This is a genomic window from Phyllobacterium myrsinacearum (genome assembly GCF_002980555.1).
Lineage (GTDB): Bacteria > Pseudomonadota > Alphaproteobacteria > Rhizobiales > Rhizobiaceae > Phyllobacterium > Phyllobacterium myrsinacearum.
In genome coordinates, this window is sequence record NZ_PVBT01000008.1 from 111,096 (window position 1) to 136,762 (window position 25,667).

A 25,667-nucleotide genomic window follows, 5' to 3' on the forward strand; every position below is an offset into this window, starting at 1 on the left:
GCGTGACATGGGCTGAGGCAAGGCTGGGCTTCTTGCTGCTTTGGCTGAATTCATCTAGGAAGCGCCAGCCTTCCGGCAAGAATTGACTGTGCAACTGGAACCTGTGCTTTGGCGAAAAAACTGCAAACACCGCTGCTCGACCGCGTCGTCATCCCCACGGATTTGCGTGCCTTGCCGGAGAGCGACCTGCCGCAACTGGCACAGGAGCTGCGGGCGGAGCTGGTGGATGCCGTGTCGACCACGGGCGGCCATCTCGGTGCCGGTCTCGGCGTTGTCGAGCTGACGGTTGCCCTGCATCATGTTTTCGATACGCCGCATGACCGGATCATCTGGGATGTTGGCCATCAGGCCTACCCGCACAAGATACTGACCGGGCGCCGCGACCGGATCCGCACATTGCGGCAGGAGGGCGGGCTGTCCGGCTTCACCAGGCGCAGCGAAAGCGAATATGATCCGTTTGGCGCCGCCCATTCCTCGACCTCCATTTCCGCCGGTCTTGGCATGGCGGTTGCCAGCGATCTCTCCGGCGTCAAACGCAATGTGATCTCGGTCATCGGCGATGGCGCCATGTCGGCCGGTATGGCCTATGAGGCGATGAACAATGCCGGCGCGCTGGATGCGCGGCTGATCGTGATCCTCAATGACAATGACATGTCGATTGCGCCGCCGACGGGGGCCATGAGCGCCTATCTGGCGCGGCTTGTGTCCGGCCGGACCTATCGCTCCATTCGCGAGACCGCCAAGCAACTGGCGAAGAAACTGCCGAAATTCCTGCAGGAAAAAGCCCGGCTCTCGGAAGAATATGTGCGTGGTTTCTGGACCGGCGGTACAATGTTCGAGGAGCTCGGCTTTTACTATGTCGGCCCGATTGACGGGCACAACCTCGACCATCTCCTGCCGGTTCTGAAAAATGTCCGCGATACGATGGACGGCCCTGTGCTGGTTCATGTGGTCACGCAGAAGGGCAAGGGCTATGCCCCGGCGGAAGCCGCCGCCGACAAGTATCATGGCGTCAACAAATTCGACGTCATCACCGGCGCGCAGGCCAAGCCACCAGCCAATGCGCCGAGCTACACCAAGATTTTTGCAACGAGCCTGATCGAGGAAGCCCGCCACGACGACAGGATCGTCGCCGTCACCGCCGCCATGCCGGGCGGCACCGGACTCGATCTCTTCGGTGAAGTCTTTCCCGACCGGGTGTTCGATGTCGGCATTGCCGAACAGCACGCCGTCACGTTTGCCGCGGGCCTTGCGACGGAAGGTTTCAAGCCGTTTGCCGCGATCTATTCCACCTTCCTGCAGCGCGGCTACGACCAGGTCGTGCACGACGTTTCCCTGCAGAATCTCCCCGTGCGTTTCCCGATTGACCGCGCGGGTCTGGTCGGCGCTGACGGCGCCACACATGCGGGCTCGTTCGACACGGGCTTTCTCGCGGCCCTGCCGGGTTTCGTGGTGATGGCAGCCTCCGACGAGGCCGAACTGCGCCACATGGTGCGCACCGCCGCCGAATATGATGAGGGCCCGATTTCGTTCCGCTATCCGCGCGGCGACGGCGTTGGCATCGATCTGCCCGAACGCGGACAAATCCTGCAGATCGGCAAGGGTCGCATCATCCGCGAAGGCAGTAAGGTTGCGCTGCTCTCCTTCGGCACGCGCTTGCAGGAGTGCCTGGCGGCTGCCGATGAGCTGGATGCCGCCGGGCTTTCCACCACCGTTGCCGATGCCCGCTTCGCCAAGCCGCTGGATGAGGCCATGATCCGCCGTCTGGCGCGTGAGCATCAGGTGCTTGTGACGGTGGAAGAGGGGGCAATCGGCGGCTTTGCATCGCATGTCCTGCATTTCCTCAGCCGCGATGGTCTGCTTGACCATGGCTTGCGCGTCCGCACGCTGACTTTGCCGGACCTCTATCTCGATCATGCCAAGCCGGAAGCCATGTATGCACGTTCGGGGCTCGACCGGGCTGGCATCGTCCGGACCGTTTTCGGAGCGCTCGGCCGCGACGATCTGGCAGCACCGGCCAGGGCATAGGCGGCAATGCGGCTGGATCAACTGCTTGTCGAAAAGGGCCTGTTTGCCAGCCGTTCGCGGGCAAGAGACGCAATTGTGCGCGGCACGGTCACCGTCGACCATTCGGTTGTCACCAAGCCCGGAGCAACGTTTTCCGATGCCGCCGTCATTGGCGTTGACGACCCGGCAAGCGGTTACGTCTCACGTGCAGCATTGAAACTGATTGCCGGTCTTGACCAGTTTTCAATCGATGTGCGTGACCGCAGTGCTCTGGATATCGGTGCGTCCACCGGCGGTTTTACCCAGGTCCTGCTGGAACGCGGTGCAGCGCACGTCATTGCCGTCGATGTCGGTCACGACCAGCTGCATGACAGCCTGCGCACCGATGCGCGTGTCAGCAATCTCGAAGGCTTGAATGCACGGGTGCTGTCCCGCAACCATCTGGGCGGGCAAAGAATCGGGCTGGTGGTGTCGGATGTCAGCTTCATCTCGCTGAAACTCGCTTTGCCGCCCGCATTGGAACTGGCAGAGCCCGGCAGTCACTGCGTCCTCCTCGTCAAGCCGCAGTTCGAGGCCGGCCGCGAGGCAATCGGCAAGGGTGGCATTTTGCGCGATCCAATGGATGGCGAACGTGCCGCAAATGATCTAAGGAACTGGCTGGATGGATTGCCGGGCTGGAAAGCCCTGGGGCTGTGCCCTTCGCCCATAGAGGGCGGCGATGGCAATCGCGAATATCTTCTGGCCGGTTTGAAGAGAAAAGATTGAAGAGCTGATGAGCACGCGCGTAACAATTGAGCGGATGGGCGCCGGTGGCGATGGCATTGCCGCAACCACGGCAGGCAGTGTCTATGTACCATTCTCGCTGCCGGGCGAGATTGCCAATGTCGCGCTGGAAAATGGCCGTGCGACGATGATGGCGCTGCTCGAGGCATCGGCGGAGCGGATCGATCCCGCCTGCCGTCATTTCGAGGAATGCGGTGGCTGCGCGCTCCAGCATTGGCAGGAGAGTGCCTACCAGGACTGGAAGCGTTCCCTGGTGCAGGAGGCGCTTGGCGGGCGCGGATTGCAGTTCAAGCTCGATCCGCTCATCCCCTGCGCACCGCAGACCCGCCGCCGGGCAGTCTTTGCCGTGCGCACGAGTGACCATGGCGCCGTTCTCGGCTTTAACCGGCACCAGAGCCACGAACTCATCGACATCAGCGAATGTGCGGTCACCGTTCCGGAAATCGTTGCACGGCTGGATGATCTGCGCGAGATCGTTGCGGTGCTGGGCGGCGGCATGAAGCCGTTCAAGCTGACCGTGACCGCGACGGCATCCGGCCTCGACATCATGGCCTCGGGCTGCGGTGCCCCGGATGCAGCCAAGCGTCACGCCCTGACCAATCTTGTGCTGAAGAAGGGGTTTGCCCGGCTGAGCTTCGAGGGTGAAATCATCGTCGAGCCGAAAAAGCCGCTGGTGCATTTCGGCAAGGTTCCGGTCTATCTTCCGGCCGGCGGGTTCCTGCAGGCAACCGTCGAGGCGGAAGAGGCCATGGCTGCGCTGGTGACGGGGCATCTGGCAAAGGCAAAGAAATCCCTCGATCTGTTCTGTGGCTCCGGCACGTTCGCGCTGCGGATGGCGGAAAAGTCAGCCGTTCATGCGGTGGAGAGCGAGCAGGTCGCGCTTGATGCACTGGACCGTGGCGCACGTCATGTTCAGGGCCTGAAGCCGGTCAGTGTCGAGCGCCGCGATCTGTTCCGCCGGCCGTTTCTGGCGCGTGAGCTTGCGCCCTATAGCGGGCTGGTCTTTGATCCGCCGCGTGCGGGCGCCGAAGCGCAGGCCATCGAGATTGCAAAATCGAATGTGCCGAAAGTGGCAGCCGTCTCCTGCAATCCGGTGACGCTCGGGCGCGATCTGAGCATCCTCGTCAAGGGCGGCTACAAGATTGACCGCGTCGTGCCGATCGACCAGTTCCTCTGGTCGTCGCACGTCGAAGCGGTGGCGCTGCTCTCGAAGAAATAGACAAGAGAAAACGGCGGATCAGACCGCCGTGCCGCCCACGGTCATCTGGTCCATGCGCAGATGCGGCTGGCCGACGCCGACCGGCACCCACTGGCCGCCCTTGCCGCAATTGCCCATGCCCGTGTCGAGCTGCAGATCGTTGCCGATCATGGAAATGCGCTGCATGGCGTCCGGGCCATTGCCGATCAGCATCGCGCCCTTGACCGGCGCGCCGATCCTGCCATTCTCGATCATGTAGGCCTCGGTGCAGCCGAACACGAACTTGCCCGACGTGATGTCCACCTGGCCGCCACCGAACGACACCGCATAGATACCGTTCTTGACCGAAGCAATGATCTCTTCCGGTGTCTTGTCGCCATCAAGCATATAGGTGTTGGTCATGCGGGGCATCGGCGCGTGCGCATAGGATTCGCGCCGTCCGTTTCCGGTGGGTTGCATGCCCATCAGGCGCGCGTTCTGCCGGTCCTGCATATAGCCGACGAGAATGCCGTCATCGATCAGAACAGTCTTGTTGGTCGGCATGCCTTCGTCATCGACGGTCAGCGAGCCGCGGCGCTCGGAAATCGTGCCGTCATCGACCACGGTGACACCTTTCGACGCCACCCTCTGGCCGAGCAGGCCGGCAAAAGCCGAGGTCTTCTTGCGGTTGAAGTCGCCCTCGAGCCCGTGGCCGACGGCTTCATGCAGCATCACGCCGGGCCAGCCATTGGACAGGACAATATCGAATGTTCCCGCCGGGGCAGGGATGGCCTCGAGATTGACCAGCGCCTGGCGCAGCGCTTCATCCGCTGCATGCTGCCATTTCTCGGTGGTGATGAACGCGCCGAAACCGCTGCGTCCGCCGGTTCCGTAGCTGCCGCTTTCCTGCCGGTCGCCATCACCGGCGACAACGGACACGTTGAGCCGGACCATGGGGCGGATGTCGCGGACAAAATGCCCGTCGGCACGCAGGATCTCGACCTGCTGCCACGATCCTGCCAGCGAAACGGACACCTGGCGGACCTTCGGGTCCTTGGCGCGCAGATAGGCGTCGATTTCCTGCAGCAGTTTGACTTTGACTTCGAAGCTGGGCGAGCCAATCGGGTTTTCATCGCCGTAAAGGCTGCGGTTGGTTCCGGGAGGAGCCGCGGTATAGGCGCCGGCATAGCCGGCGCGCACGGCCGAGGCTGCATCGGCAGCGCGTTTGAGCGCGCCAAGCGAAAGCTCGCCCGCATGCGCATAGCCGACGGCTTCACCGGCAACGGCGCGCAGGCCAAATCCCTGGTCCTGATGGAAGGTCCCGTTCTTCAGGCGGCCATTGTCGAAGGTAAGGCCTTCCGATTCCCGATATTCGATGAAAAGCTCGCCGTCATCGGCGCCATCAAGGCTTTGCTTGACGGTTTCGAGGATTTTTTCGCGCGGCGCGTCAAAACTGTCGATGAGGCTTTTCATGATCATTCATCCGTTCAGGTGATTATGAAGCGGATGTAGGGCCTCGCCCGGCCCGCTACAACAGAAAACTTATGGCGCGATCAGGGAAGGGCGTCGAAACCTTCGCCGAATCCATTGAGTTCGACGGGAATACCGATGCCTTCTTCCGGCGTCTGGAAGACGATGAAGGTTGCAGCCTTGCCAGTCTTGAAGGTCTGGACAAGCTGATCTTCCAGGATGACTTCCGCATAGCAGCCGTCTTCGAAGCAGCGGACGAAATAGGCGCGGCCGATATCCTTGCCATCCACGTTCAGGCCGAGACCGTTGGGCAGAAGCACGCCGAGCGGCGCGAGCACGCGCAGGATCTTGGCCTTGTTGTCGGCGGTTTTGAGAACCACGACCGAAAGACCCATTTCCGGGCGATCCGCTGCGACGACATTCTGAATGAGAGCGCACTGCTCTGATTTTGCGCCTGCCGGCGTGTCGCACAGGATCGACCATGCGCCGTGAGTGGATTTGACCGTGCCGCTCTGCTGTGCTGCCATGGCACCGCCGGAAAAACCGGCAATGGACAGGGAAAGCAGACCGAGGGCGATGCTACGTAGCGCGAAAGAGGACATGTAGGCTCCAAAACGAATCATCCAGACGTTAAACCGCCACGGCCCGGATGAAAAGAATACCGCTCAAACACTCCCCAGCATACAGCGGCTCTGTCATCTCTGGTGTAATGCAAAAATGGCCGGATTGTGAGCCCACCCCGTGTCGCGGGCCAAAATCGTCGGGAAAATGAAAAAAGACACGTCTTTACAAGATGCTGTCATCCACAGGCAGCGCGCTGCGCGCAAAAATGCCGCACGGCATCACGTTCGCCTTCCTTGCGATGTAGGCTAATGTGTGATTTGAACGCGGCATATCTCCGGGCCAGTCATGAAGCCCGGTCTTAACGTATGGAATTGAAGCTTCATTCGGGAGATTTCTAGGTGAAGAAGAACATTGTCACGCTGATGGGTGTCCTGGGGGGCCTGTTGAGTGCCGGTACTGCATATGCTGCACAGCCCGAGCCTTGGCAGATGACGTTCCAGCCAGCTGGATCTGCCATTATGGAGCAGATCATCTGGTTCGAGCACTATACATTGTGGTTCATCGTCCCGATTACACTGTTCGTGATGGTCCTTCTGGGCTGGGTCATGATTCGCTACCGCGCCAGTGCCAATCCGGTTCCGTCCAAGACGAGCCACAACACGGCGGTGGAAGTGGTGTGGACCGTTGGTCCGGTCGTTATCCTTCTGTTCCTGGCAATTCCTTCCTTCCAGCTTCTGACCGCGCAATATTCGCCTGAAGAAGCCAAGATGACCATCAAGGCGACGGGTTACCAGTGGTATTGGGGATATGAATACCAGGTGGGTGATGCGCCTGTCTCCTTCGACTCCGTCATGCTGAAAGATGCTGATCGCGCTGCCGCAGGCAAGGAAGACCGCAAGGCCTATCCGCGTCTGCTTGCTGTTGACAATGAAATGGTTGTTCCCGTGAACACGACCGTTCGTCTTCTGGTAACGGGTGCCGACGTGATCCACTCCTTCTCGATGCCGGCCTTCGGCGTGAAGATGGATGCCGTCACCGGCCGCAGCAACGAAACATGGTTCAAGGCGGATAAGGAAGGCATGTATTATGGTCAGTGCTCGCAGATTTGCGGCAAGGATCATGCCTTCATGCCGATTGCGATCCATGTGGTTTCGCAAAGCCAGTATGATGCGTGGTTTGCTGCTGCCGGGAAGGATCTTCCGGGCGCATACAAGACACTCACCGCTAAAATCGACGCAGACAAGAACATAAACGTAGCCGGCAACTAAGCTGGTTGACGCGAATTATTGAGGAACGGGAGCACTTTGATGGCAGGTTCTGCAGCTCACGAGGCCCATGACGCTCATAAGCCGACAGGCTGGACGCGCTGGGTTTATTCGACCAACCACAAGGATATCGGCACGCTCTATCTGATCTTCGCGATCGTTGCCGGCATCATTGGCGGTTGCCTTTCGATCGCCATGCGTGCCGAGCTTCAGCAGCCCGGCATCCAGATTTTCAGCGGTCTTGCATCGATGGTCTACGGCTTCCAGGGTGATGCCGCCATCGATGGTGGCAAGCAGATGTACAATGTGTTCTCGACGGCACATGGTCTGGTCATGATCTTCTTCATGGTCATGCCGGCGCTGATCGGCGGTTTCGCCAACTGGATGGTTCCGATCATGATCGGTGCACCTGACATGGCCTTCCCGCGCATGAACAACATCTCGTTCTGGCTGCTTCCGCCTGCGCTGCTTCTGCTCCTCCTGTCCATGTTCGTTCCCGGCCCTGCCGGCGGCTATGGCACGGGTGGCGGCTGGACCATCTATCCCCCCTATTCGACAACCGGCCAGCCCGGTCCGGCGATGGATTTTGCCATCCTGTCGCTGCACATTGCCGGTGCATCGTCGATCCTGGGTGCGATCAACTTCATCACCACGATCTTCAATATGCGTGCGCCTGGCATGACGCTGCACAAGATGCCGCTGTTTGCCTGGTCCGTGCTGATCACCGCATTCCTGCTGCTGCTGGCTCTGCCGGTTCTGGCGGGTGGTATCACCATGCTTTTGACCGATCGCAACTTCGGCACGACATTCTTCTCGCCGGAAGGCGGCGGAGATCCGCTGCTCTTCCAGCATCTCTTCTGGTTCTTCGGTCATCCTGAAGTGTACATCATGATCCTGCCGGCCTTCGGCATCATCAGCCACATCGTCTCGACTTTCTCGCGCAAGCCGATCTTCGGTTACCTCGGCATGGCCTATGCCATGGTTGCCATCGGCGTGGTCGGCTTCATCGTCTGGGCGCACCACATGTACACCGTTGGCCTGTCGCTCGACACACAGCGCTACTTCGTCTTCGCGACGATGGTCATCGCCGTGCCGACGGGCGTGAAGATCTTCTCGTGGATCGCGACCATGTGGGGCGGTTCCATCGAGTTCAAGCCGCCGATGGTCTGGGCAATCGGCTTCATCTTCCTGTTCACCGTTGGCGGTGTGACGGGTGTGCAGCTGGCCAATGCCGGTCTCGACCGTGCGATGCATGACACCTACTACGTGATCGCGCACTTCCATTACGTGCTGTCGCTGGGTGCCGTGTTCGGAATTTTCGCGGGCTGGTACTACTGGTTCCCGAAGATGACCGGCTACATGTACAACCACACCATTGCGCACACGCACTTCTGGGTAATGTTCGTCGGTGTCAACCTGGTGTTCTTCCCGCAGCACTTCCTCGGACTTGCCGGCATGCCGCGCCGCTACATCGACTATCCCGATGCATTCGCCGGCTGGAATGAAGTATCGTCCATCGGTTCCTACATCTCCGGTGTTGCCGTGCTGATCTTCCTCTTCGGTGTCTTCGAGGCTTTTGCCAAGAAGCGTGAAGCCGGCGCCAACCCCTGGGGTCCAGGTGCGACCACGCTGGAATGGCAGCTGTCTTCGCCGCCGCCCTTCCATCAGTGGGAACAGCTTCCACGCATCAAGTAAGAATACAACCGGGCCGCTGAACCCCAGCGGCCCGGGCATCTTCAAGTTGAAACGACTGAAACAACAAGACTGATCGAATGGCCCTGATTGAGAAAAACGCAACTGTAGATACCGCGATTGGCCTGTCTGAAGCCAATGCGTCGGACTATATTGCCTTGCTCAAGCCGCGCGTGATGTCGCTGGTGGTCTTCACCGCCATTGTCGGCATGATGGCTGCACCCGGCCATATCAATCCCATTCTCGGTGTTATCGCCATTCTCTGCATCGCCGTTGGCGCCGGAGCCTCGGGCGCGCTGAACATGTGGTACGATTCCGATATCGATGCCGTGATGAAGCGTACCGCCAATCGCCCCATTCCGGCCGGCCGGATCACGCGTGAAGAGGTGCTGACCTTCGGTCTGCTGCTGTCCGCGTTCTCCGTGGTCACGCTCGGCCTTTTCGTCAATCTTCTCTCGGCGTTCCTGCTGGCCTTCACCATCTTCTTCTATGCGGTGGTCTATACGATGTGGCTGAAGCGCTCGACGCCGCAGAACATCGTTATCGGCGGGGCTGCGGGTGCATTTCCGCCCATGATCGGCTGGGCTGCCGTGACCAATTCGGTCGGCATCGAAAGCATCGTGCTGTTCCTCATCATCTTCCTGTGGACGCCGCCGCATTTCTGGGCGCTGTCGCTGTTCATGTCGGATGATTACGAGAAAGCCAAAATCCCGATGATGCCCAACGTCATGGGTGAAGCGTCGACGAAATTCCAGATTTTCCTCTACACGCTGCTGGTGGCGCCGGTTGCAGTGCTGCCGTGGGTCATGGGCTTTGCCGGGATTGTCTATGGCGTGTTTTCCATTGGCGCCGGTGCACTGTTCCTTTTCTACGCCTGGACCGTTTGGCGCGCGCCGGTTGGCGCGCCGATGATCAAGCCGGCCAAGAAGATGTTCGCTTTCTCGATCTTCTATCTCTTCAGCCTCTATGCCGTGCTTCTCGGCGAAATCCTTGTGCGCAAAGCACTTTTCCTGGCAGGTGCATGACATGAGTGATGATCGCGTTACACTGACACCCAAACAGAAAAGGGCGCAGCGCAGCCGCTCCATCGCGCTTGCTCTTGCCTTGGCCGCGTTTGTCATCCTTGTCTATGTCGGCACGTGGGCCAAGCTTGGTGCCAGGATACTTGAACGGCAAATGTGATGAGCGCTCCTGTGGAAGATAACCAGATAACAGCGGCAAGCACGCCTGAATCCAAGCGCCGGGTTTCCGACCGGACAATTGCGATTTCCTGCCTTGCCTTCTTCTTCGGCATGGTCGGCATGGCCTTTGCCGCCGTGCCGCTCTACGCCATGTTCTGTCAGGTGACCGGTTATGGTGGTACGACCCAGCGGGTCGAGCAGATGTCCGATACGATCCTCGACAAGAAGATCACGGTTCGTTTCGATGCCAATACCTCTGACGGATTGGCATGGCAGTTCAAGCCTGTGCAGCGCGAAGTGACGATGAACATTGGCGAGACCAAGCTCATTCACTACGAAGCGATCAATAAACTGGACAAGCCGTCGGCTGGCCGCGCAGCCTTCAACGTCACGCCGCAGGCGGCAGGTGCCTATTTCAACAAGGTGGAATGTTTCTGCTTTACCGACACTGTCCTGAAGCCCGGCGAAGACATGCAGATGCCCGTCGTGTTCTTTGTCGATCCGGATATCGTCAATTCGGAAGAACTCAAGGGCGTCAACACGATTACGCTGTCCTATACATTCTTTCCGATCGCGATGCCGGCACCGGTTGCTGCCAGTGCGGATGTGAAGAAAGACAAGCCGTCGGGACAGCTTTGAACTTGCGCTGACATTTTGTCAGTGGCTAAACAGATGAATAGAACTTGCGGGGGTTAAAATGGCCGAAGCGCACACAAAGAACCACGACTACCATATTATTGATCCAAGCCCATGGCCGTTCCTTGGCTCCGTTGGTGCGTTTGTCATGGCTATCGGCGGTATCGCTTACATGCGCTACCACAGTGGCGGTGAGCTGCCGCTTTTCGGGCATAACCTGGCGCAGCCATGGCTGTTCTTCATCGGCCTCGTCATCGTTCTCTACACCATGTTCGGCTGGTGGTCTGATACCATCAGGGAGAGCAAGGAAGGGCACCACACCCGCGTCGTATCCCTGCATCTGCGCTATGGCATGATCATGTTCATCGCGTCGGAAGTGATGTTCTTCGTTGCCTGGTTCTGGGCCTTCTTCGATGCCAGCCTGTTCCCGGGCGAAGCGGAGCAGGTTGCCCGTGCGGCCTTCACCGGCGGCCATTGGCCTCCCAAGGGCATTGAAGTTCTCGACCCGCTGCATCTGCCGCTGTACAACACCATCATCCTGCTGCTGTCAGGCACGACGGTCACCTGGGCGCACCATGCGCTGATCCACAAGGACCGCAAGGGCCTGATCACCGGCCTGACGCTGACGGTCCTGCTCGGCATGCTCTTCTCGTTCGTGCAGGGTTACGAATACATGCACGCACCGTTCGCGTTCAAGGATTCGATCTACGGCGCGACCTTCTTCATGGCCACGGGTTTCCATGGCTTCCACGTGATCATCGGAACGATTTTCCTGCTGGTCTGCCTGCTGCGCGCCATGCGCGGTGATTTCACTCCGCAGAAGCATTTCGGCTTCGAGGCTGCCGCCTGGTACTGGCACTTCGTCGACGTGGTCTGGCTGTTCCTGTTCTTCTCGATCTACGTCTGGGCCTCATGGGGCGCGACGCTGGCCGTCGAATAAGCAAGCCGCTGCAAACAGAAATAAAGAGGGCGGTCATGGAAACATGGCCGCCCTTATTGTTTGGCATGATCTCAATGCGGGGCGGGTGCTTCAACTTATCGACTGGACAGGGGGAAGCAATGCCGTCACTAATCGCGCAATGGATGAAATCTGGACGCTGGTCCAGGATGGAACACCGATCGAGACCAACCCATGAGTGAAGACAGAGCCCTTTATCCGCCAGTTGACCCGTTCAGGGCAGGCGTCAAGGCGCGTTGCCCCCGCTGCGGACAGGGCAGGCTGTTCGATGGCTTTCTGACCCCGGCCCGGCAATGCTCCAGCTGCGGGCTCGATTATTCCTTTATCGATTCGGGCGATGGTCCGGCCGTGCTGGTGATGCTGCTGATCGGGTTTATCGTCGTCGGGCTGGCGCTGTGGATGGAAGTTACGCTCGATCCGCCGCTTTGGGTGCATTTCATCCTGTGGATACCGCTGGCGCTTGTGCTTTGTCTCATGGCCTTGCGCTGGATGAAAGGTGTCCTGATTGCCCTTCAATACAAGCACAAGGCTGCGGAAGGGCGCCTTGATAGTCCCGCTGCCCATGAGTGACGTCGCAATACCAGCAAAATCTGCCCGGTTTCCATGGATCACGCTGAGTCTCAGCGCTATCCTCTTTGTCATCCTGATCGGGCTGGGTACCTGGCAGGTGGAACGCCTGCAATGGAAGGAAGCGCTGCTGGCAACCATCGCCGCGCGCACCCACTCCGCGCCGCAACCCCTGGCTGAGATTGAAAAGATCTGGGCACAGGATCATGACGTCGAATACCGTCCCGTGACTGTCACCGGGCGTCTGCTCAATGACCGCGAACGGCATTTCTTTGCCACCTATGAGGGTTATTCCGGTTACTTCATCTATACGCCGCTGCAACTCGACGATGGCCGGGCGGTTTTCGTCAATCGCGGCTTTGTGCCCTACGACCAGAAGAATGCGTCGACGCGCCAGCAGGGTGAAGTGGCGGGACCGGTGACCGTTACAGGGCTTGCCCGCAATCCATTGGCTGGAAAACCGTCCTCCATCCTTCCCGACAATGATCTCGTCAAGAACATCTATTTCTGGAAAGACCTGTCTGTTATGGCGGCGCAGTCCAGCATCAATCCCGAACAGCTCGTGCCGTTTTTCATTGATGCTGATAAAACGCCCAATCCCGGCGGCTTTCCCATCGGCGGCGTCACCATCATCGATCTTCCCAACAGCCATCTGCAATATGCGGTCACGTGGTATGGTCTGGCGGCGACGCTGCTCGCCATCGTGATCATCTCGATGGTGCGGCGCAGGCAGGGCGACAAAGCAGAAACTCAACCTTCGGACTTGACTTCCCGTTGATTGCCGCCCAATTCCATGGGCACATCAAACGCTTCGACTTCCGCGAGACCTATGACCATGGCTGACAAGAAACCACTGACAATCCGCCTGTGCGGACCGCGCGGATTTTGCGCTGGAGTGGATCGCGCCATCCAGATCGTTGTCCTGGCGCTGAAGAAATATGGTGCGCCGGTCTATGTCCGGCATGAGATCGTCCACAATCGCTATGTCGTGCAGGGCCTGCAGGCGCGCGGTGCCGTTTTCGTCGAAGAACTCGACGAAATCCCGGCAGAACATCGCAGCCAGCCCGTGGTTTTCTCCGCGCACGGCGTACCGAAGTCGGTGCCGGAGGACGCGGAACACAAGAACCTCTTCTATCTCGATGCCACCTGTCCGCTTGTCTCCAAGGTGCATAAGCAGGCCATGCGGCATCAGCGGCTTGGACGCCATGTCATTCTGGTCGGCCATTCCGGTCATCCGGAAGTCATCGGAACGATGGGGCAACTGCCGGAGGGCGCGGTAACATTGATCGAAACCATTGAAGACGCGGAGACGTATCAGCCGGCGGACCCCAAGAACCTCGGCTTCGTGACGCAGACGACGCTGTCCGTCGACGACACCGCCGGCATCATTGCCACTCTGCAGAGCCGCTTTCCGGATCTGACCGCACCGGCGGCCGAATCCATCTGCTATGCCACGACAAACCGGCAGGATGCGGTGAAGGCGGCAGCGCCCGGCTGCGATCTCTTCCTCGTCGTTGGTGCGCCGAATTCATCCAATTCGAAACGGCTGGTGGAAGTGGCGGAGCGGTCGGGTGCGGTGCAATCGCTGCTGGTGCAGCGGGCGGCGGATATCGACTGGGATCTGATCGGCGATATTGCGACCGTCGGCCTCTCCGCCGGTGCATCCGCGCCTGAAATCATTGTCGATGAAATCATCCAGTCCTTTTCGGAGCGCTATTCCGTGTCGATTGACCTTGCCGAGACGACCATCGAAACCGAGAATTTCCATGTCATGCGCGATCTGCGCGATGTGGAACTGACCAGCGGCGACATGGCATTCGTCAACGGAAGTCACTGATTATGGCTGTCTATACCGATATCAACGAAATCGATCTCGCGCACTTCCTTCGGGATTATGACATTGGCGAACTGCTCTCCTACAAGGGCATTGCCGAAGGTGTCGAGAATTCCAACTATCTGCTGCATACCAGCAAGGGATCCTACATCCTGACGCTCTATGAAAAGCGGGTGAACAGCAATGATCTGCCGTTCTTTCTGGGGCTGATGCAGCACCTGGCACGCAAGGGGATCAGCTGTCCCTTGCCGGTCGGGCAGAAAAACGGCTCCAGCATAGGTGAACTCGCGGGGCGCCCGGCCGCTATCGTGACCTTCCTGGAAGGCATGTGGATGCGCAGGCCCACGGTGCAGCACTGCCACGCGCTGGGAGAGGCACTGGCGCGCATGCACGTGGCCGGTGCAGATTTCCCCATGCGCCGCACGAATGCGCTCTCCGTCGCTGGCTGGCGGCCATTGTGGAACAATTCAAAGGCCAATGCCGACCGGGTCGAGCCGGGCCTTGCCAGTGAGACGGAAGCCGATCTGGCATTTTTCGAAGCCCATTGGCCGCAACATCTGCCGGCCGGTGTTATTCATGCCGACCTTTTCCCGGACAATGTGTTCTTTCTCGGCGACAAGCTTTCCGGCCTGATCGATTTCTATTTCGCCTGCACGGATCTGCTTGCCTACGATGTCGCGGTCTGCCTGAATGCCTGGTGCTTTGAAAAAGACCATTCGTTCAATCTGACCAAGGGCACGGCATTGCTGCGCGGTTATAATTCCGTGCGTCCCCTTTCGGTGGAGGAGGCGGACAGCCTGCCCATCCTCGCGCGCGGCTCGGCCCTGCGTTTCATGCTGACCCGGCTCTATGACTGGCTGACGGTTCCCGAGGGCAGCTTTGTCGTCAAGAAAGACCCGATGGAATATGTCCGCCGCATGCGCTTCCATCGCCAGATCAAATCCGCCGAAGAATATGGCCTGCTGCCAGCGGGTGCCGCCTCGTGAAGTCGATACAGGTTTTTACCGATGGCGCCTGTTCCGGCAATCCCGGCCCCGGCGGCTGGGGCGCTGTCCTGCGCTGGAACGGCAATGAGAAAGAGCTTTCCGGCGGTGAAGCCGATACCACGAACAACCGCATGGAGCTGATGGCCGCCATTGCCGCGCTCAATGCGCTGAAGGAGCCTTGTTCCGTCGATCTCTATACGGATTCGGTCTATGTCCGTGATGGCATTTCCGGCTGGATCGAGGGCTGGAAGCGCAATGGCTGGAAAACCGCCGCGAAGAAGCCCGTGAAGAATGCCGAACTTTGGCAGGCTCTCGATGAGGCGCGCAAGCGCCACAAGGTGGTCTGGCACTGGGTCAAGGGCCATGCGGGCCATCCGGAGAACGAGCGCGCCGACGAGCTTGCCCGAACCGGCATGGCGCCGTTCAAGAACAAATCCTGAGCAAACAAAAGGGCCGGTCAGACCGGCCCCTTGCATGGGTTGGCTCTGGCGCTGTTTACAGCTGGCCGAGCAGCGTCGCTGCGCTTGACGTCACTGCCTGACCCGGCGAATCCTCGATGTTGAGTTCCTTGACCACGCCATCCTCGACAAGCATGGAATAGCGCTTGGAGCGCACGCCCATCGTGCCGGCGGCAAGGTCGATATCAAGGCCGACCGCCTTGGTGAAGGTCGCATTGCCATCCGAAAGGTACTGGATCTTGCCTTCGCCATTGGTGGCCTTGGCCCAGGCGCCCATCACATGCGGATCATTGACGGCGACAACGGCGATGGTGTCGACACCCTTGGCCAGAATGGCATCGCGGTTTTCAAGATAACCCGGCAGATGGTTCATGCTGCAGGTCGGGGTGAAGGCACCCGGTACAGCGAACAGCACCACCTTCTTGCCCTTGAACAGCGCGTCCGAGCTGACTTCGCTGACACCGTCATCGGATTTTGTCTTGAACGTGGCGTCCGGCAAACGCTCGCCTACCTTGATTGTCATGAATTGGCTCCATATGAACAAAACTAGCCCTATGGAGATAGGGCGTGCATGATCAAAAGTCGAGGGTGGGCAGGTGCTATTCCTGTGCCTCAAGCTTGCCTGAAACCGCTTTCTCACCCTGGACCAGAGTGTAGTTCAGCGTCACGGCCTTCTTGTCCTTGCCGGTGAGGACCGGCACCGAAAACACGGCGGTCGCCGCCTCGCGGCTTTTCAGTTTCGCCATGCCGAACGTCACGCCGCCTTCGCCGGCAACGAAGAGGTCGGACTGCGGCTGATCTGCCGGCAATTGCACCGTGATCTTGACATGGTCATCCCTGCGCACGGCACTTTTCACGCCGAACGATGCCGAGGCCTTGTCAGGCAGGGCTGCAAATGCATCGCTGACAAGCGTTTTTGTCAGCGCGTCCGACGGGCTGTTGTCGATGGAAATATCGAATTCGGCGGTCACCGGAATGCAGATCGCCTCGCAGATGCCAAGAAAGGCATGGCCCTTGAACTGGGCTGGCTTGGACGGGTCGGCCAATGTCAGGATGACCGGCAGTGCGACAGATTTCTTGTAGCCTGCCCATTTCGAATTGCCGTCCTCAAACCGGTGCGGGGCGGGAAACCCAAGCGAATAGGTCTTGATGTTGCCTTCCTGCGAGAGCGCCAGTTCCGGCGGCACACCGGCATCGCCAGGTTCGCGCCAATAGGTTTTCCAGCCGGGATCAAGATTGATCTGCACGGCGCCGTGGACTTCGCTTACGCCCTTCTGGGGATTGTCGACGATCAGCCGGACACTGCCTCCGGGGGTCTTTGTCCAATCGGAGTTTCCAGCCTGCGAAGGCGAGGCAAAGGCGGCAGCACTCAATGCTGCAGCGAGAAAAATGGGCATGGTCGTGTTCATGCGCGGACCATTGCAGGCCTTTTCGGCCTTATCAAGGATGTCACGGAATTTGCTCATCATTTCTATGTGAGGCGTCCGTTATTTCCCGGGCGAAAGCGCCCGAACTCCGGCTCTTTTTACAATTCCTCATTCAAAGCCGTTGTCATTTGCGCAATCCTTGATACCTTTGTTCGATGGATATTTTCAGAACGGCGAACAAAGAGACCGGATTTCTGAATGGTCAATTCCTGCTGGCGATGCCGGGAATGGACGACAGCCGGTTCGCGCGTTCGGTCATCTATGTCTGTGCGCACTCGGAAAAGGGCGCCATGGGGCTGATCATCAATCGCCCGCAGGAGATGGAATTCTCCGACATTCTGGTGCAGCTCGGCGTTCTTGATGAACATCAGGCCATCATGCTGCCCGACTGCACCCGCGATTTCATCGTGCGCAATGGCGGACCGGTGGAGATGCGCCGCGGCTTTGTCCTGCATTCCGACGATTATCTGACGGATTCCACCATGCCGGTCTCCGAAGAGATTTGCCTGACCGGCACGGTGGATATACTGCGCGCCATATCCGGCGGGCGTGGTCCGCGCTGTGCGCTGATGACCCTGGGCTATTCGGGCTGGGCGGCGGGGCAGCTTGAAAACGAGATCGCCAACAATGGCTGGCTCACTTGCCGTGCGCCGCAGGAATTGCTTTTCGACACCGACCTTGAAAGCAAGTACGACCGCTTGCTGGCGCATATGGGCGTTGATCCTTCACGCCTCGCCAGCGTTGCCGGCCACGCCTGACCCTACGATGCCTTTGACTGCTGGAACTGCTCGCGCAGCAGCTTTGTTGCGACATCGAGCGTCAGCGGCGGGCTGAACATGAAGCTTTGCGCGTATTCGCAGCCCATCTGGCGCAATTGCAGCGCGTCGCTCTCATTCTCGATGCCTTCGGTAACAACAGAAAGGCCGAGATCGTGGGCCATGCTGATCATCGAACGCAGCAGCGTGACTTTCTGCGGCTGTTCGGCCTTGAGGAATGATCGGTCGATCTTGATCATGTCGAAGGGGAACGAGGTGAGGTAGGAGAGGGATGAATAGCCGGTTCCGAAATCGTCCAGCGATACACCGACACCCATGGCCTTGATGCTGGAAAGCACATGCGCGGATCGCTCGGGATTCTCCATCATCAGGGATTCCGTCAGTTCCAGTTTCAGGCTGGCCGGATCGATCTGTGTCTGGGTCAGCACCGAGCGCACATCGTCGATGAGATCCTGCCGGATCAGCTGGCTGCTCGATATGTTCACCGAGACAAACAGCGGCGTGGCGCCGATGGTGCGCTGCCAATTGACGAGGTCTTCCGCTGCATGCTGCATGACGAACAGGCCAAGCTGCACGATCAGCCCCGAGCTTTCGGCAATCGGGATGAATTCGGATGGCGGAATCGAGCCGCGGCGCGGATGATCCCATCGCATCAGGGCTTCAAAACCGGCAATGGTGTTGTCCTCCAGCCGCACGATCGGCTGATAGGCAATGTGAATTTCGTGGCGTTCGAGCGCGCGGCGCAGGTCGGATTCGAGCTGCAGCTTGTCGCTGCCCACGGCCCGGAACGCCGGACGGAAGGGTTCGATCCGGTCGCCGCCAAAGCGTTTCGCCTGGAACATGGCAAGCTCGGCGTCCTTCACGAGGTCTTCCGGTGAGGCGGTGCTGCCGCTGGTCCAGGTGATCAGGCCAAGCGATGCGGTCAGGACGATTTCGCGCTTGGCGAAGGCAATGGGCGCGCGGATGGCCTGTTTGACGGCTTCGGCAAAGGCGGCGATGCGGGCAGGCTCGACTTCCGATACCAGGATAAGGCCGAACTGGTCGGCGGAGAGGCGGCTCAACGTGTCCTGCGGCCGCAGGAGACGATGCAGGCGCCGCGAGACGGTCAGAAGGAACGTATCGCCTGCCGACATGCCGAGCCCGTCATTGACCTGCTTGAAGCGGTCGATATCGATGATGAACACGGTCGGGCGGATCTTGCTTTCGGTCTGCGCCATGGTGATGACCGAGCCGAGGCGGTCGAGGAACAATTCACGGTTGGGCAGGCCGGTCAGATTGTCGTGGACAGCGTCGTGCAGCAGGCGTTCTTCTGCCTTTTTCTGCTCGGTCACATCGATGAGGGTGCCGACGCAGCGGACAATCTCACCGTCGGAACCGATCACCGGGCGGGCTTTCAGCGTGTACCAGTAGTAGTGGCCGTCATTGGCGCGCAGGCGGAAAGTCTGCGAGATGCGGCCGCGGCGGTTTTCCAGAATGACGTCGAGCGTGGTGCGGAAACGGTCGCGGTCGTCGGCATGCAGCGTTGGCAGCCAGTTGCGCACGGCGCCGTGCAGCGAACTCGCCGATGCACCGAGGAAATTGGTAAGGTCCGGCGTCGTGACGACGCGGTCGCGCGGCACGTCCCAGTCCCAGACGATGTCGCCGGAACCGATGATGGCCAGCGCCTGCCGTTCCACATCGGAGAACAGCCCCTGCTGCAGGGCACCACCGGAAAAGGCGTGCTGCATGACGGTGAACCCGATGAGCAGGACGATCAGCACCAGCCCGCCGCCGAGCGCCGGCTGGACGATGTCATTGGCCAGAATGCCGGAGACGGTCAGCCAGCTTCCCAGCAGCCATACAAGCAGGAGCAGCCAGGTCGGTATGAGCATGATCGCCCGGTCGTAACTGCGGAATGAAAAGAAGCCGATGAGAACGATGCCGGCAATGACGGTCAGGGCAAAGGAGAAGCGGGCAATACCCGACGCGATGGGCGGATCGAAAATAGCCACGCCGGAGAGAATACCAAGGCCCAGAATCCAGGTCAGCGCGCCGTAACTGAAATTGTCGTGCCAGCGGTTGAGATTGAGATAGGTGAAAAGAAAGATCACCAGCGTTGCCGCCAGCGCCACTTCGGTGCCCGCCCGCCAGACCTGTTCGTTGCCCGGTGTGATCTCGATCAGCTTGTTCCAGAAGCCGAAATCCACACAGATATAGGCAAGAACCGCCCAGGCCATGGCTGCAGTGGCTGGAAAGAGCGACGTTCCCTTGACGACAAAAAGAATGGTCAGAAACAGGGCGAGAAGACCGGCAATGCCGAGCAGGATGCCGCGGTAAAGCGTGTAGGAATTGACCGTGTCCTTATAGGCATTGGGCTCCCACACATAGACCTGCGGCAGGTTGGGCGAGGCAAGTTCGGCGACAAAGGTAATGACCGAACCGGGATTGAGGGTGACCAGGAAAATATCGGCATCTTCGCTGGCCTGCCTGTCGAGGGCAAAGCCCTCGCTGGGGGTGATGGAGGTAATGCGCGTCGAGCCGAGATCCGGCCAGATGAAACCCGATCCGACCAGGCGGAAGTGCGGGGCGACGATCAGGCGGTCGATCTGTTCATCGGTGGGATTGGCCAGCGAAAATGCGGCCCAGTCACCGGTCGAGCGGCTGTCATTGGCCTGCACCTCGATGCGGCGGACAATGCCGTCGGTGCCGGGCGCCGTGGAAATCTGGAAGGTCTCACCCTGGTTCCGGTAAATCTCGACGGCCTTGGACAGGTCGAGTGCGGTGCTTTCCTTGGTGATCTTGATGGTTTCAAAGGCGCTGGCAGCCGACAGCATGGACATCATCAAAAAGATGAGGACAAAAATCCTCGATAAGCCTTTCAGCATGTGTCCGGTCAATGATGCCACGAATTCAACCTTTATTATTTAGCACGCACATCGTCTTCTATGAGCGAGAAGAGCAGATGGTCTTGCCACATACCATTTATTTTCAGGTAGGAGCGTAGCAGTCCTTCCCTCTGAAATCCGGCTTTTTCGAGAAGGCGGATCGATCTTTCATTGCTTGGAATACAGGCGGCTTCCAGCCGGTGCAACCGGACTTTGGTAAAAGCATGGGATATCAGCAGGCGCAACGCCTCGCTCATATAGCCCTGACCGGCATAGGGCGCACCCATCCAGTACCCAATCATGCCGTTTTGGCCGACACCCCGCCGGATATTGCCAAGCGTGATGCCGCCGAGCAGGCGTGAATCTGAATTGTGGAAAAGAAAGAACGGATGCGCCGTTCCTGCGGCCGCTTCGTCGTCATAGTGCCGTATCCGGTGGCGGAATGCGCTGCGCTCCAGATCGTCGTCCGCCCACAGCGGTTCCCACGGCGCGAGGAAATCCCGGCTCAGCGCGCGCAGATTGGCCCAGGCCCGATAGTCGGAAATCTGTGGCGGGCGCAGATAAAGCCTTTCGCCCTGCAGCAAGGGCGAAGCACTTTTCAGGAAGGGCAGGGCGATCATGGCGGTATGCCGCTGACGCTCTAGACCGCTATTTTCCGTGGGCTTGGCGTTGCCGATGCCAGCCCATGTCGAATATCAGGGAACTTCATCAATGGGGCGATGGGACCAACGGCAGCCAAAGTCGGCGATGCGTCGATGAACAGCCGTCCGGCAAGATCGGTCAGGCGTTCCGTGGTGATCTTGGACAGGCGCTCCACCAGTTCTTCGGTGGAAACCGCATGGCCATAGAGCAGCATCTGGCGGGCAATCTGCCCGGCGCGGCTTGCCGCGCTCTCATGCGACATCAGCAGGCTGGCGCGGTACTGCGCCCGTGCGCGGTTCAATTCGTCCTGCCCGATGTTGCGCGCCGCTTCATGCAATTCGTTGATGATGACGGGGACGAGCTTTTTCAGGTGGCTGCGTCCGGTTGCGGCATGAATGCCGAAAACGCCGGTGTCGGAGAATCCCCAATGGAAGGCATAGACCGAATAGCACAGCCCGCGCTTTTCCCGCACTTCCTGAAACAGCCGTGAGGACATGCCGCCGCCAAGAATCATGGCAAGGAGCTGCGAGGCATAGAAGTCGCGCACGTGATAGGCGCGGCCCTCGAAGCCGAGAACGACCTGCGCATCCATCAATTCACGCTGCTCGCGGAAATCTCCGCCGACATAATGGGCGACATCGGGTTCCGGCGCCGTCGTCTTCGCCCGGAAAGAGCCAAGGCGGCTTTCGACTTCGCGCACGAAGTCGTCGTGCTTGACGCCGCCGGCCGCCACAACGACCATGCGTTCGGCGCTGTACTGGTCATCCATATAGCGGCGCAGATCGGCTGACGAAAAGGACTGGACGGTTTCCGGCGTGCCAAGAATGGTGCGCCCGATCGTCTGGTTGCGGAAGGCGGTTTCGGTGAACCGGTCGAAGACCACATCGTCGGGCGTGTCATGCGCCGCGCCGATTTCCTGCATGATCACGTTTTTCTCGCGTTCCAGCTCTTCCGCATCAAATTTGGAGCTGTTGAGAATATCGGCGAGAATATCGATGGCCAGCGGCATGTCATCGCGCAGGACGCGGGCATAGAAGGATGTCGTTTCGACGCTGGTGGCGGCATTGATCTCGCCGCCCACATCCTCGATATCGGCGGCTATTTTCCAGGCGGAGCGATTTTCCGTTCCCTTGAAGGCCATATGTTCCAGAAGATGGGCAATACCGTGCTGATTGCTCGCCTCGTTACGTGATCCTGCCTTGACCCAGATGCCAAGGGCTACACTCTCCACATGCGGCATTGTCTCTGTCGCAATCGTCAGACCGTTGGAGAGGCGACTGATTTCAACGCCCATTCAATGCTCCTTACCTTGCCGCTCTTGAACGTCGGCTGACATACTCTTCCACATTTCTAAGGTCATTGGGAAGTACCGTATACTGTTCTTTTCGCTGCATGAGGTCACCGAGCCAGAGCGGAAGCGCCGGATGAACGCCGCTTGCGGCTTCCACCGCGTCGGGAAATTTGGCCGGATGCGCCGTCGCAAGAACAATGCTGGGTACGCCGGCGCCGGCTTTTTCGCGTGCGACCTTCAGGCCGATGGCCGAGTGCGGATCGAGCAGGTAGCCCGATTGTGCAAGAACATCCTTGATCGCAAGGGCGGTATCGGCTTTTGTCGAGCGCCCCGCATCGAATTCGCTGCGGATTTTCGCAAGCGGCGCGTCGGCAATGGTAAAGCTGCCGGACTGCTTCAGACCGTCCATCAGGCGGCGAACAGCGGCGGCATCGCGTCCATGCGCTTCGAACAGCAGGCGTTCGAAATTCGATGAAACCTGAATGTCCATGGACGGCGAGGTGGTGTGCTGCACGCCGCGTGTTTCATATTTTCCCGTCTCGATCGTCCGGGTCAAAATATCGTTATCATTGGTTGCAATCACCAGCCGGTCGATGGGAAGCCCCATGCGCTTGGCGACATAGCCGGCAAAAATATCGCCGAAATTGCCGGTCGGCACCGTAAAGGAAACCGGCCGGTCCGGACTGCCAAGGGCAACTGCCGCGGTGAAGTAATAAACGATCTGCGGCATGATGCGCGCCCAGTTGATCGAGTTGACGCCCGACAGCGAAAGTGAGTCGCGGAAGTTCAGATCGTTGAACATGCCTTTGACCAGAGATTGGCAGTCATCGAAATTGCCTTCGATTGCCAGGGCATGCACGTTGGACGCCGCCGATGTCGTCATCTGCCGCTGCTGCACCGGCGAGACGCGGTTGTGCGGGAACAGGATAAAAATGTCCGTGCGGTCACGGTTGGCGAAGGCTTCGATGGCGGCGCCGCCCGTGTCACCGGACGTGGCGCCGACAATGGTCGCGCGCTGGTCGCGTTTGGCAAGGATGTAATCCATCAGCCGGGCGAGCAGTTGCATGGCCACATCCTTGAATGCAAGGGTGGGGCCATGGAAAAGCTCAAGGACGAATTCGTTGTGGCCGGTCTGGATCAGCGGGCAGACAGCCTTATGGCGGAACGTTGCATAGGCTTCGTGCACCATGCGCTCGAAATCCGCCTGATCGATATCACCGGCGATGAATGGGGTGAGGACGCGGATGGCCACGTCTTCGTAGCTTTTGCCGCGCAAGGCGCGAATCTCGTCAAGGGAAAGTTGTGGAAATTCCTGCGGCAGATAAAGGCCGCCATCGCGCGCCAGACCAGCCAGAAGGGCATCGGAAAAGCCCAAAACCGGTGCTTCTCCGCGAGTGCTTGCATATTTCATATCATTCGCCTTTTGTACCGCGCTTGCGAGCCAGCCAACACCTGTGGCAGAAAGCTGGAAAGCACCGTCGCATTCTTACCTTACCGTTGGTATAGAACAGGTCCGTTCGTCAAGGAAAGTTCAGTTCATGAAGTCAGAAACACATAAATCTCTGCCCTTCTATCACGTTTGCGGCATGATTTTCGCTGTGGGTCTTGCGGGATGCTCCACAAGCGGTACCAAGGACGCATCGAAGGATCCGGCAGTGCAGGAGGCGCAGGCGCGCATCACCGCAACGGAACTGACTGCCTATTGTCCGACGGTGACCATCCGCGAGGGAACAGCCATCTTCAACAATTACGGCAAGGCGCCCAAAGCGCCGGAAAACCTGATCTATCAGGCCTCGATCGCCGACGAGACGCGTTCCTGCCAGCGCAACGGCGGTACGCTCGGGATGAATGTCGCCATTTCCGGCAAGGTCGTTCCCGGCCCGAAATTCAGCCCCGGCACGCTGACCATGCCGATCCGCGTTGCTGTCATGCAGGGATCGAATGTGCTGTATTCCAAGCTCTACCGGCAGCCGATTTCGGCGACCGATACCTCGGCTGCATCGCAGTTCATTTTCAACGATCCCAATGTCAGCTTCCCGACGCCGACAGCGAAGGACATTCAGGTCTTCATCGGATTTGATGAAGGCCCGGATGATTCCCAGGCAAAGACGAAGACCAAAAAGAAGAAGTAAGACAAGCCAGGCACAACCGGCTTTATGAAAAAGGCACCGCTTTGGCGGTGCCTTTTGTTTTGATCCTAGACGGCCTCGGACCAGACGGCCATGGCCTCGATAACGGCAGGGAGGTCGCGGTGACGGCTGATGACGGTTTCAGCGCCCGCATCGGTCAGCTTGTCTGCATGACCCGGATAGGTATGGGCGCCGCCGGTAAAACCGATAACGCGCATACCGGCGGTCACGGCCGCATGCACGCCATGCGCGGAGTCTTCGATGACGATGCAGCGGGCAGGATCGACGTTGAAATGCTTGGCGGCGTAGATATAGACATCCGGCGCCGGCTTTGACTTCCGGGTTCCCACTTCGCGCGCCGAAAAAATATTCGGAGCGAAGAGATCGTAGAGCGTGCTTTGCTCCAACATCATCTTCAGCGACGCGCTGGTCGAGTTGGATGCAATGCATTTGGGGTATTTGAGCGCGGCGGCAACCTGTTCGATACCCTCGATGACATTCAGTTCATGGCGCAGCTTGTGGTCCATCTGGCGGGCGGATTCCTCGATCAGCGACGCGGAAATCGGAACACCCGATTCTTTCTCCACCTGAATGAGGATGTCGGTCCAGGTCAGTCCGGCAAAGCGCTCGGCAATGGCCTCGGCTTCAATCGGATAGCCCGACTCCGTCAACAGTTTTGATTCGACTTCGGCGGCCAATATCTCTGAATCGACGAGCACGCCATCGCAGTCGAAAATGATCAGCTGGGGTTCCATTACGTCATACCTGTTCGTGAAAAATGGCTGCATCGTGCAGCTTTGGGTCAAGTCTGGGGGATTACCGGCATCGACTACACTCTTATTGGCGGTGCGTCAAAGAAAAGCGCACTGTTTTCATTCACGGATATCTGTCGGCTTTAACGCGATGTTTACCCTGCTCGGTAACCATAAGGTCAGTTCAGTAACGCGTCTCCAGTAATCG

26 protein-coding genes are annotated in these 25,667 nt (G+C 59.2%); 17 read left to right on the plus strand and 9 right to left on the minus strand.

Features of this window, described 5'->3' with window-relative positions; translation table 11 throughout:
- Positions 1-108 precede the first annotated feature (108 nt).
- Genes dxs through C5750_RS22565 form a run of 3 tightly spaced genes read left to right on the plus strand, consistent with a single transcriptional unit; the run spans position 109 to position 4,009 of the window.
- On the plus strand, positions 109-2,028 hold the full coding sequence (gene dxs / locus C5750_RS22555) for a 1-deoxy-D-xylulose-5-phosphate synthase (protein WP_105736993.1): 1,920 nt from the start codon (positions 109-111) through the stop codon (positions 2,026-2,028).
- A gap of 6 nt (positions 2,029-2,034) precedes the next feature.
- A complete protein-coding gene (locus C5750_RS22560; protein WP_105736995.1) occupies positions 2,035-2,772 on the plus strand; it encodes a TlyA family RNA methyltransferase in 738 nt (245 codons plus the stop codon).
- A 7-nt stretch (positions 2,773-2,779) separates the two neighbouring features.
- Complete coding sequence (locus C5750_RS22565) at positions 2,780-4,009, plus strand: class I SAM-dependent RNA methyltransferase (protein WP_105736997.1); 1,230 nt, start codon at positions 2,780-2,782, stop codon at positions 4,007-4,009.
- An 18-nt stretch (positions 4,010-4,027) separates the two neighbouring features.
- Here the strand turns inward: C5750_RS22565 and tldD are convergent, their stop codons facing one another.
- Both tldD and C5750_RS22575 read right to left on the minus strand, forming a co-directional pair.
- The gene (gene tldD, locus C5750_RS22570) at positions 4,028-5,440 is read right to left on the minus strand and encodes a metalloprotease TldD (RefSeq protein WP_162800181.1); all 1,413 of its coding nucleotides are present in this window, start codon (positions 5,438-5,440) and stop codon (positions 4,028-4,030) included.
- 80 nt (positions 5,441-5,520) lie between these two features.
- Positions 5,521-6,039 (minus strand): invasion associated locus B family protein, encoded by a 519-nt coding sequence (locus C5750_RS22575; RefSeq protein ID WP_223611539.1) that lies wholly within the window; start codon positions 6,037-6,039, stop codon positions 5,521-5,523.
- Between the two features lie 384 nt (positions 6,040-6,423).
- On the opposite strand from C5750_RS22575, the gene coxB reads away from it, so the two are divergent.
- From coxB to rnhA, 12 genes are all read left to right on the plus strand, one after another.
- A complete protein-coding gene (gene coxB, locus C5750_RS22580; protein ID WP_105737343.1) occupies positions 6,424-7,269 on the plus strand; it encodes a cytochrome c oxidase subunit II in 846 nt (281 codons plus the stop codon).
- 39 nt (positions 7,270-7,308) lie between these two features.
- Positions 7,309-8,961 carry a cytochrome c oxidase subunit I gene (ctaD, locus tag C5750_RS22585; protein WP_105737001.1) on the plus strand — a complete coding sequence of 551 codons (1,653 nt, stop codon included), beginning with the start codon at positions 7,309-7,311 and terminating at the stop codon, positions 8,959-8,961.
- 77 nt (positions 8,962-9,038) lie between these two features.
- The gene (cyoE, locus tag C5750_RS22590; RefSeq protein ID WP_105737003.1) at positions 9,039-9,983 is read left to right on the plus strand and encodes a heme o synthase; all 945 of its coding nucleotides are present in this window, start codon (positions 9,039-9,041) and stop codon (positions 9,981-9,983) included.
- 1 nt (position 9,984) lies between these two features.
- Entirely contained in the window at positions 9,985-10,140 is a 156-nt protein-coding gene (locus C5750_RS26680) for a hypothetical protein (protein ID WP_165401776.1), read from the plus strand.
- Entirely contained in the window at positions 10,140-10,778 is a 639-nt protein-coding gene (locus tag C5750_RS22595; RefSeq protein ID WP_105737005.1) for a cytochrome c oxidase assembly protein, read from the plus strand. The genes C5750_RS26680 and C5750_RS22595 overlap by 1 nt, the downstream gene beginning before the upstream one ends.
- Before the next feature lie 58 nt (positions 10,779-10,836).
- Positions 10,837-11,715 carry a cytochrome c oxidase subunit 3 gene (locus tag C5750_RS22600; protein WP_105737007.1) on the plus strand — a complete coding sequence of 293 codons (879 nt, stop codon included), beginning with the start codon at positions 10,837-10,839 and terminating at the stop codon, positions 11,713-11,715.
- A 43-nt stretch (positions 11,716-11,758) separates the two neighbouring features.
- A complete protein-coding gene (locus C5750_RS26685) occupies positions 11,759-11,911 on the plus strand; it encodes a hypothetical protein (protein WP_158531300.1) in 153 nt (50 codons plus the stop codon).
- Entirely contained in the window at positions 11,908-12,303 is a 396-nt protein-coding gene (locus tag C5750_RS22605; RefSeq protein ID WP_105737009.1) for a DUF983 domain-containing protein, read from the plus strand. Before C5750_RS26685 ends, C5750_RS22605 begins: the two co-directional genes overlap by 4 nt.
- The gene (locus C5750_RS22610; protein ID WP_105737011.1) at positions 12,296-13,078 is read left to right on the plus strand and encodes an SURF1 family protein; all 783 of its coding nucleotides are present in this window, start codon (positions 12,296-12,298) and stop codon (positions 13,076-13,078) included. The genes C5750_RS22605 and C5750_RS22610 overlap by 8 nt, the downstream gene beginning before the upstream one ends.
- Positions 13,079-13,135: 57 nt before the next feature.
- Positions 13,136-14,137, plus strand: coding sequence for a 4-hydroxy-3-methylbut-2-enyl diphosphate reductase (gene ispH, locus C5750_RS22615; RefSeq protein ID WP_199538016.1), 1,002 nt, complete (start codon positions 13,136-13,138; stop codon positions 14,135-14,137).
- Between the two features lie 2 nt (positions 14,138-14,139).
- Positions 14,140-15,120, plus strand: coding sequence for a homoserine kinase (locus C5750_RS22620; protein ID WP_105737016.1), 981 nt, complete (start codon positions 14,140-14,142; stop codon positions 15,118-15,120).
- Positions 15,117-15,560: a ribonuclease HI gene (rnhA, locus tag C5750_RS22625; protein WP_105737018.1), complete on the plus strand. Its 444-nt coding sequence runs from the start codon at positions 15,117-15,119 to the stop codon at positions 15,558-15,560. Before C5750_RS22620 ends, rnhA begins: the two co-directional genes overlap by 4 nt.
- 55 nt (positions 15,561-15,615) lie before the next feature.
- Here rnhA and C5750_RS22630 read toward each other — a convergent pair whose 3' ends face one another.
- A complete protein-coding gene (locus C5750_RS22630; protein WP_105737020.1) occupies positions 15,616-16,101 on the minus strand; it encodes a peroxiredoxin in 486 nt (161 codons plus the stop codon).
- Positions 16,102-16,177: 76 nt separating this feature from the next.
- Positions 16,178-17,044, minus strand: a complete 867-nt coding sequence (locus C5750_RS22635; RefSeq protein WP_158531299.1) for a protein-disulfide reductase DsbD domain-containing protein — start codon at positions 17,042-17,044, stop codon at positions 16,178-16,180.
- A 116-nt stretch (positions 17,045-17,160) separates the two neighbouring features.
- Here C5750_RS22635 and C5750_RS22640 point away from each other — a divergent pair, with 116 nt between their 5' ends.
- Positions 17,161-17,763 (plus strand): YqgE/AlgH family protein, encoded by a 603-nt coding sequence (locus tag C5750_RS22640; RefSeq protein WP_105737024.1) that lies wholly within the window; start codon positions 17,161-17,163, stop codon positions 17,761-17,763.
- 2 nt (positions 17,764-17,765) lie between these two features.
- Here the strand turns inward: C5750_RS22640 and C5750_RS22645 are convergent, their stop codons facing one another.
- The 4 genes from C5750_RS22645 to thrC are packed head-to-tail and all read right to left on the minus strand — an operon-like array spanning position 17,766 to position 23,989.
- On the minus strand, positions 17,766-20,645 hold the full coding sequence (locus C5750_RS22645; protein WP_105737026.1) for an EAL domain-containing protein: 2,880 nt from the start codon (positions 20,643-20,645) through the stop codon (positions 17,766-17,768).
- A gap of 35 nt (positions 20,646-20,680) precedes the next feature.
- Positions 20,681-21,265, minus strand: coding sequence for a GNAT family N-acetyltransferase (locus C5750_RS22650; RefSeq protein WP_105737028.1), 585 nt, complete (start codon positions 21,263-21,265; stop codon positions 20,681-20,683).
- A gap of 20 nt (positions 21,266-21,285) precedes the next feature.
- Complete coding sequence (locus tag C5750_RS22655) at positions 21,286-22,581, minus strand: M16 family metallopeptidase (protein WP_105737030.1); 1,296 nt, start codon at positions 22,579-22,581, stop codon at positions 21,286-21,288.
- 10 nt (positions 22,582-22,591) lie between these two features.
- Positions 22,592-23,989, minus strand: a complete 1,398-nt coding sequence (gene thrC, locus C5750_RS22660) for a threonine synthase (RefSeq protein ID WP_105737032.1) — start codon at positions 23,987-23,989, stop codon at positions 22,592-22,594.
- A gap of 127 nt (positions 23,990-24,116) precedes the next feature.
- Between thrC and C5750_RS22665 the strand changes: the two genes are divergently transcribed.
- Complete coding sequence (locus tag C5750_RS22665; RefSeq protein ID WP_245421214.1) at positions 24,117-24,710, plus strand: hypothetical protein; 594 nt, start codon at positions 24,117-24,119, stop codon at positions 24,708-24,710.
- Positions 24,711-24,775: 65 nt separating this feature from the next.
- On the opposite strand, the gene C5750_RS22670 is transcribed toward C5750_RS22665, so the two are convergent.
- Complete coding sequence (locus C5750_RS22670; RefSeq protein WP_105737034.1) at positions 24,776-25,462, minus strand: HAD family hydrolase; 687 nt, start codon at positions 25,460-25,462, stop codon at positions 24,776-24,778.
- Between the last annotated feature and the right edge of the window lie 205 nt (positions 25,463-25,667).

Coding starts and splice junctions, on each gene's coding strand:
- C5750_RS22560 (WP_105736995.1), top strand. CDS start 2,035: ATGCGGCTGGATCAACTGCTTGTCGAAAAGGGCCTGTTTGCCAGCCGT.
- C5750_RS22565 (WP_105736997.1), top strand. CDS start 2,780: ATGAGCACGCGCGTAACAATTGAGCGGATGGGCGCCGGTGGCGATGGC.
- tldD (WP_162800181.1), bottom strand. CDS start 5,440: ATGAAAAGCCTCATCGACAGTTTTGACGCGCCGCGCGAAAAAATCCTC.
- C5750_RS22575 (WP_223611539.1), bottom strand. CDS start 6,039: ATGTCCTCTTTCGCGCTACGTAGCATCGCCCTCGGTCTGCTTTCCCTG.
- coxB (WP_105737343.1), top strand. CDS start 6,424: ATGGGTGTCCTGGGGGGCCTGTTGAGTGCCGGTACTGCATATGCTGCA.
- ctaD (WP_105737001.1), top strand. CDS start 7,309: ATGGCAGGTTCTGCAGCTCACGAGGCCCATGACGCTCATAAGCCGACA.
- cyoE (WP_105737003.1), top strand. CDS start 9,039: ATGGCCCTGATTGAGAAAAACGCAACTGTAGATACCGCGATTGGCCTG.
- C5750_RS26680 (WP_165401776.1), top strand. CDS start 9,985: ATGAGTGATGATCGCGTTACACTGACACCCAAACAGAAAAGGGCGCAG.
- C5750_RS22595 (WP_105737005.1), top strand. CDS start 10,140: ATGAGCGCTCCTGTGGAAGATAACCAGATAACAGCGGCAAGCACGCCT.
- C5750_RS22600 (WP_105737007.1), top strand. CDS start 10,837: ATGGCCGAAGCGCACACAAAGAACCACGACTACCATATTATTGATCCA.
- C5750_RS26685 (WP_158531300.1), top strand. CDS start 11,759: ATGGCCGCCCTTATTGTTTGGCATGATCTCAATGCGGGGCGGGTGCTT.
- C5750_RS22605 (WP_105737009.1), top strand. CDS start 11,908: ATGAGTGAAGACAGAGCCCTTTATCCGCCAGTTGACCCGTTCAGGGCA.
- C5750_RS22610 (WP_105737011.1), top strand. CDS start 12,296: ATGAGTGACGTCGCAATACCAGCAAAATCTGCCCGGTTTCCATGGATC.
- ispH (WP_199538016.1), top strand. CDS start 13,136: ATGGCTGACAAGAAACCACTGACAATCCGCCTGTGCGGACCGCGCGGA.
- C5750_RS22620 (WP_105737016.1), top strand. CDS start 14,140: ATGGCTGTCTATACCGATATCAACGAAATCGATCTCGCGCACTTCCTT.
- C5750_RS22630 (WP_105737020.1), bottom strand. CDS start 16,101: ATGACAATCAAGGTAGGCGAGCGTTTGCCGGACGCCACGTTCAAGACA.
- C5750_RS22635 (WP_158531299.1), bottom strand. CDS start 17,044: ATGAGCAAATTCCGTGACATCCTTGATAAGGCCGAAAAGGCCTGCAAT.
- C5750_RS22640 (WP_105737024.1), top strand. CDS start 17,161: ATGGATATTTTCAGAACGGCGAACAAAGAGACCGGATTTCTGAATGGT.
- C5750_RS22645 (WP_105737026.1), bottom strand. CDS start 20,645: ATGCTGAAAGGCTTATCGAGGATTTTTGTCCTCATCTTTTTGATGATG.
- C5750_RS22650 (WP_105737028.1), bottom strand. CDS start 21,265: ATGATCGCCCTGCCCTTCCTGAAAAGTGCTTCGCCCTTGCTGCAGGGC.
- C5750_RS22655 (WP_105737030.1), bottom strand. CDS start 22,581: ATGGGCGTTGAAATCAGTCGCCTCTCCAACGGTCTGACGATTGCGACA.
- thrC (WP_105737032.1), bottom strand. CDS start 23,989: ATGAAATATGCAAGCACTCGCGGAGAAGCACCGGTTTTGGGCTTTTCC.
- C5750_RS22665 (WP_245421214.1), top strand. CDS start 24,117: ATGAAGTCAGAAACACATAAATCTCTGCCCTTCTATCACGTTTGCGGC.
- C5750_RS22670 (WP_105737034.1), bottom strand. CDS start 25,462: ATGGAACCCCAGCTGATCATTTTCGACTGCGATGGCGTGCTCGTCGAT.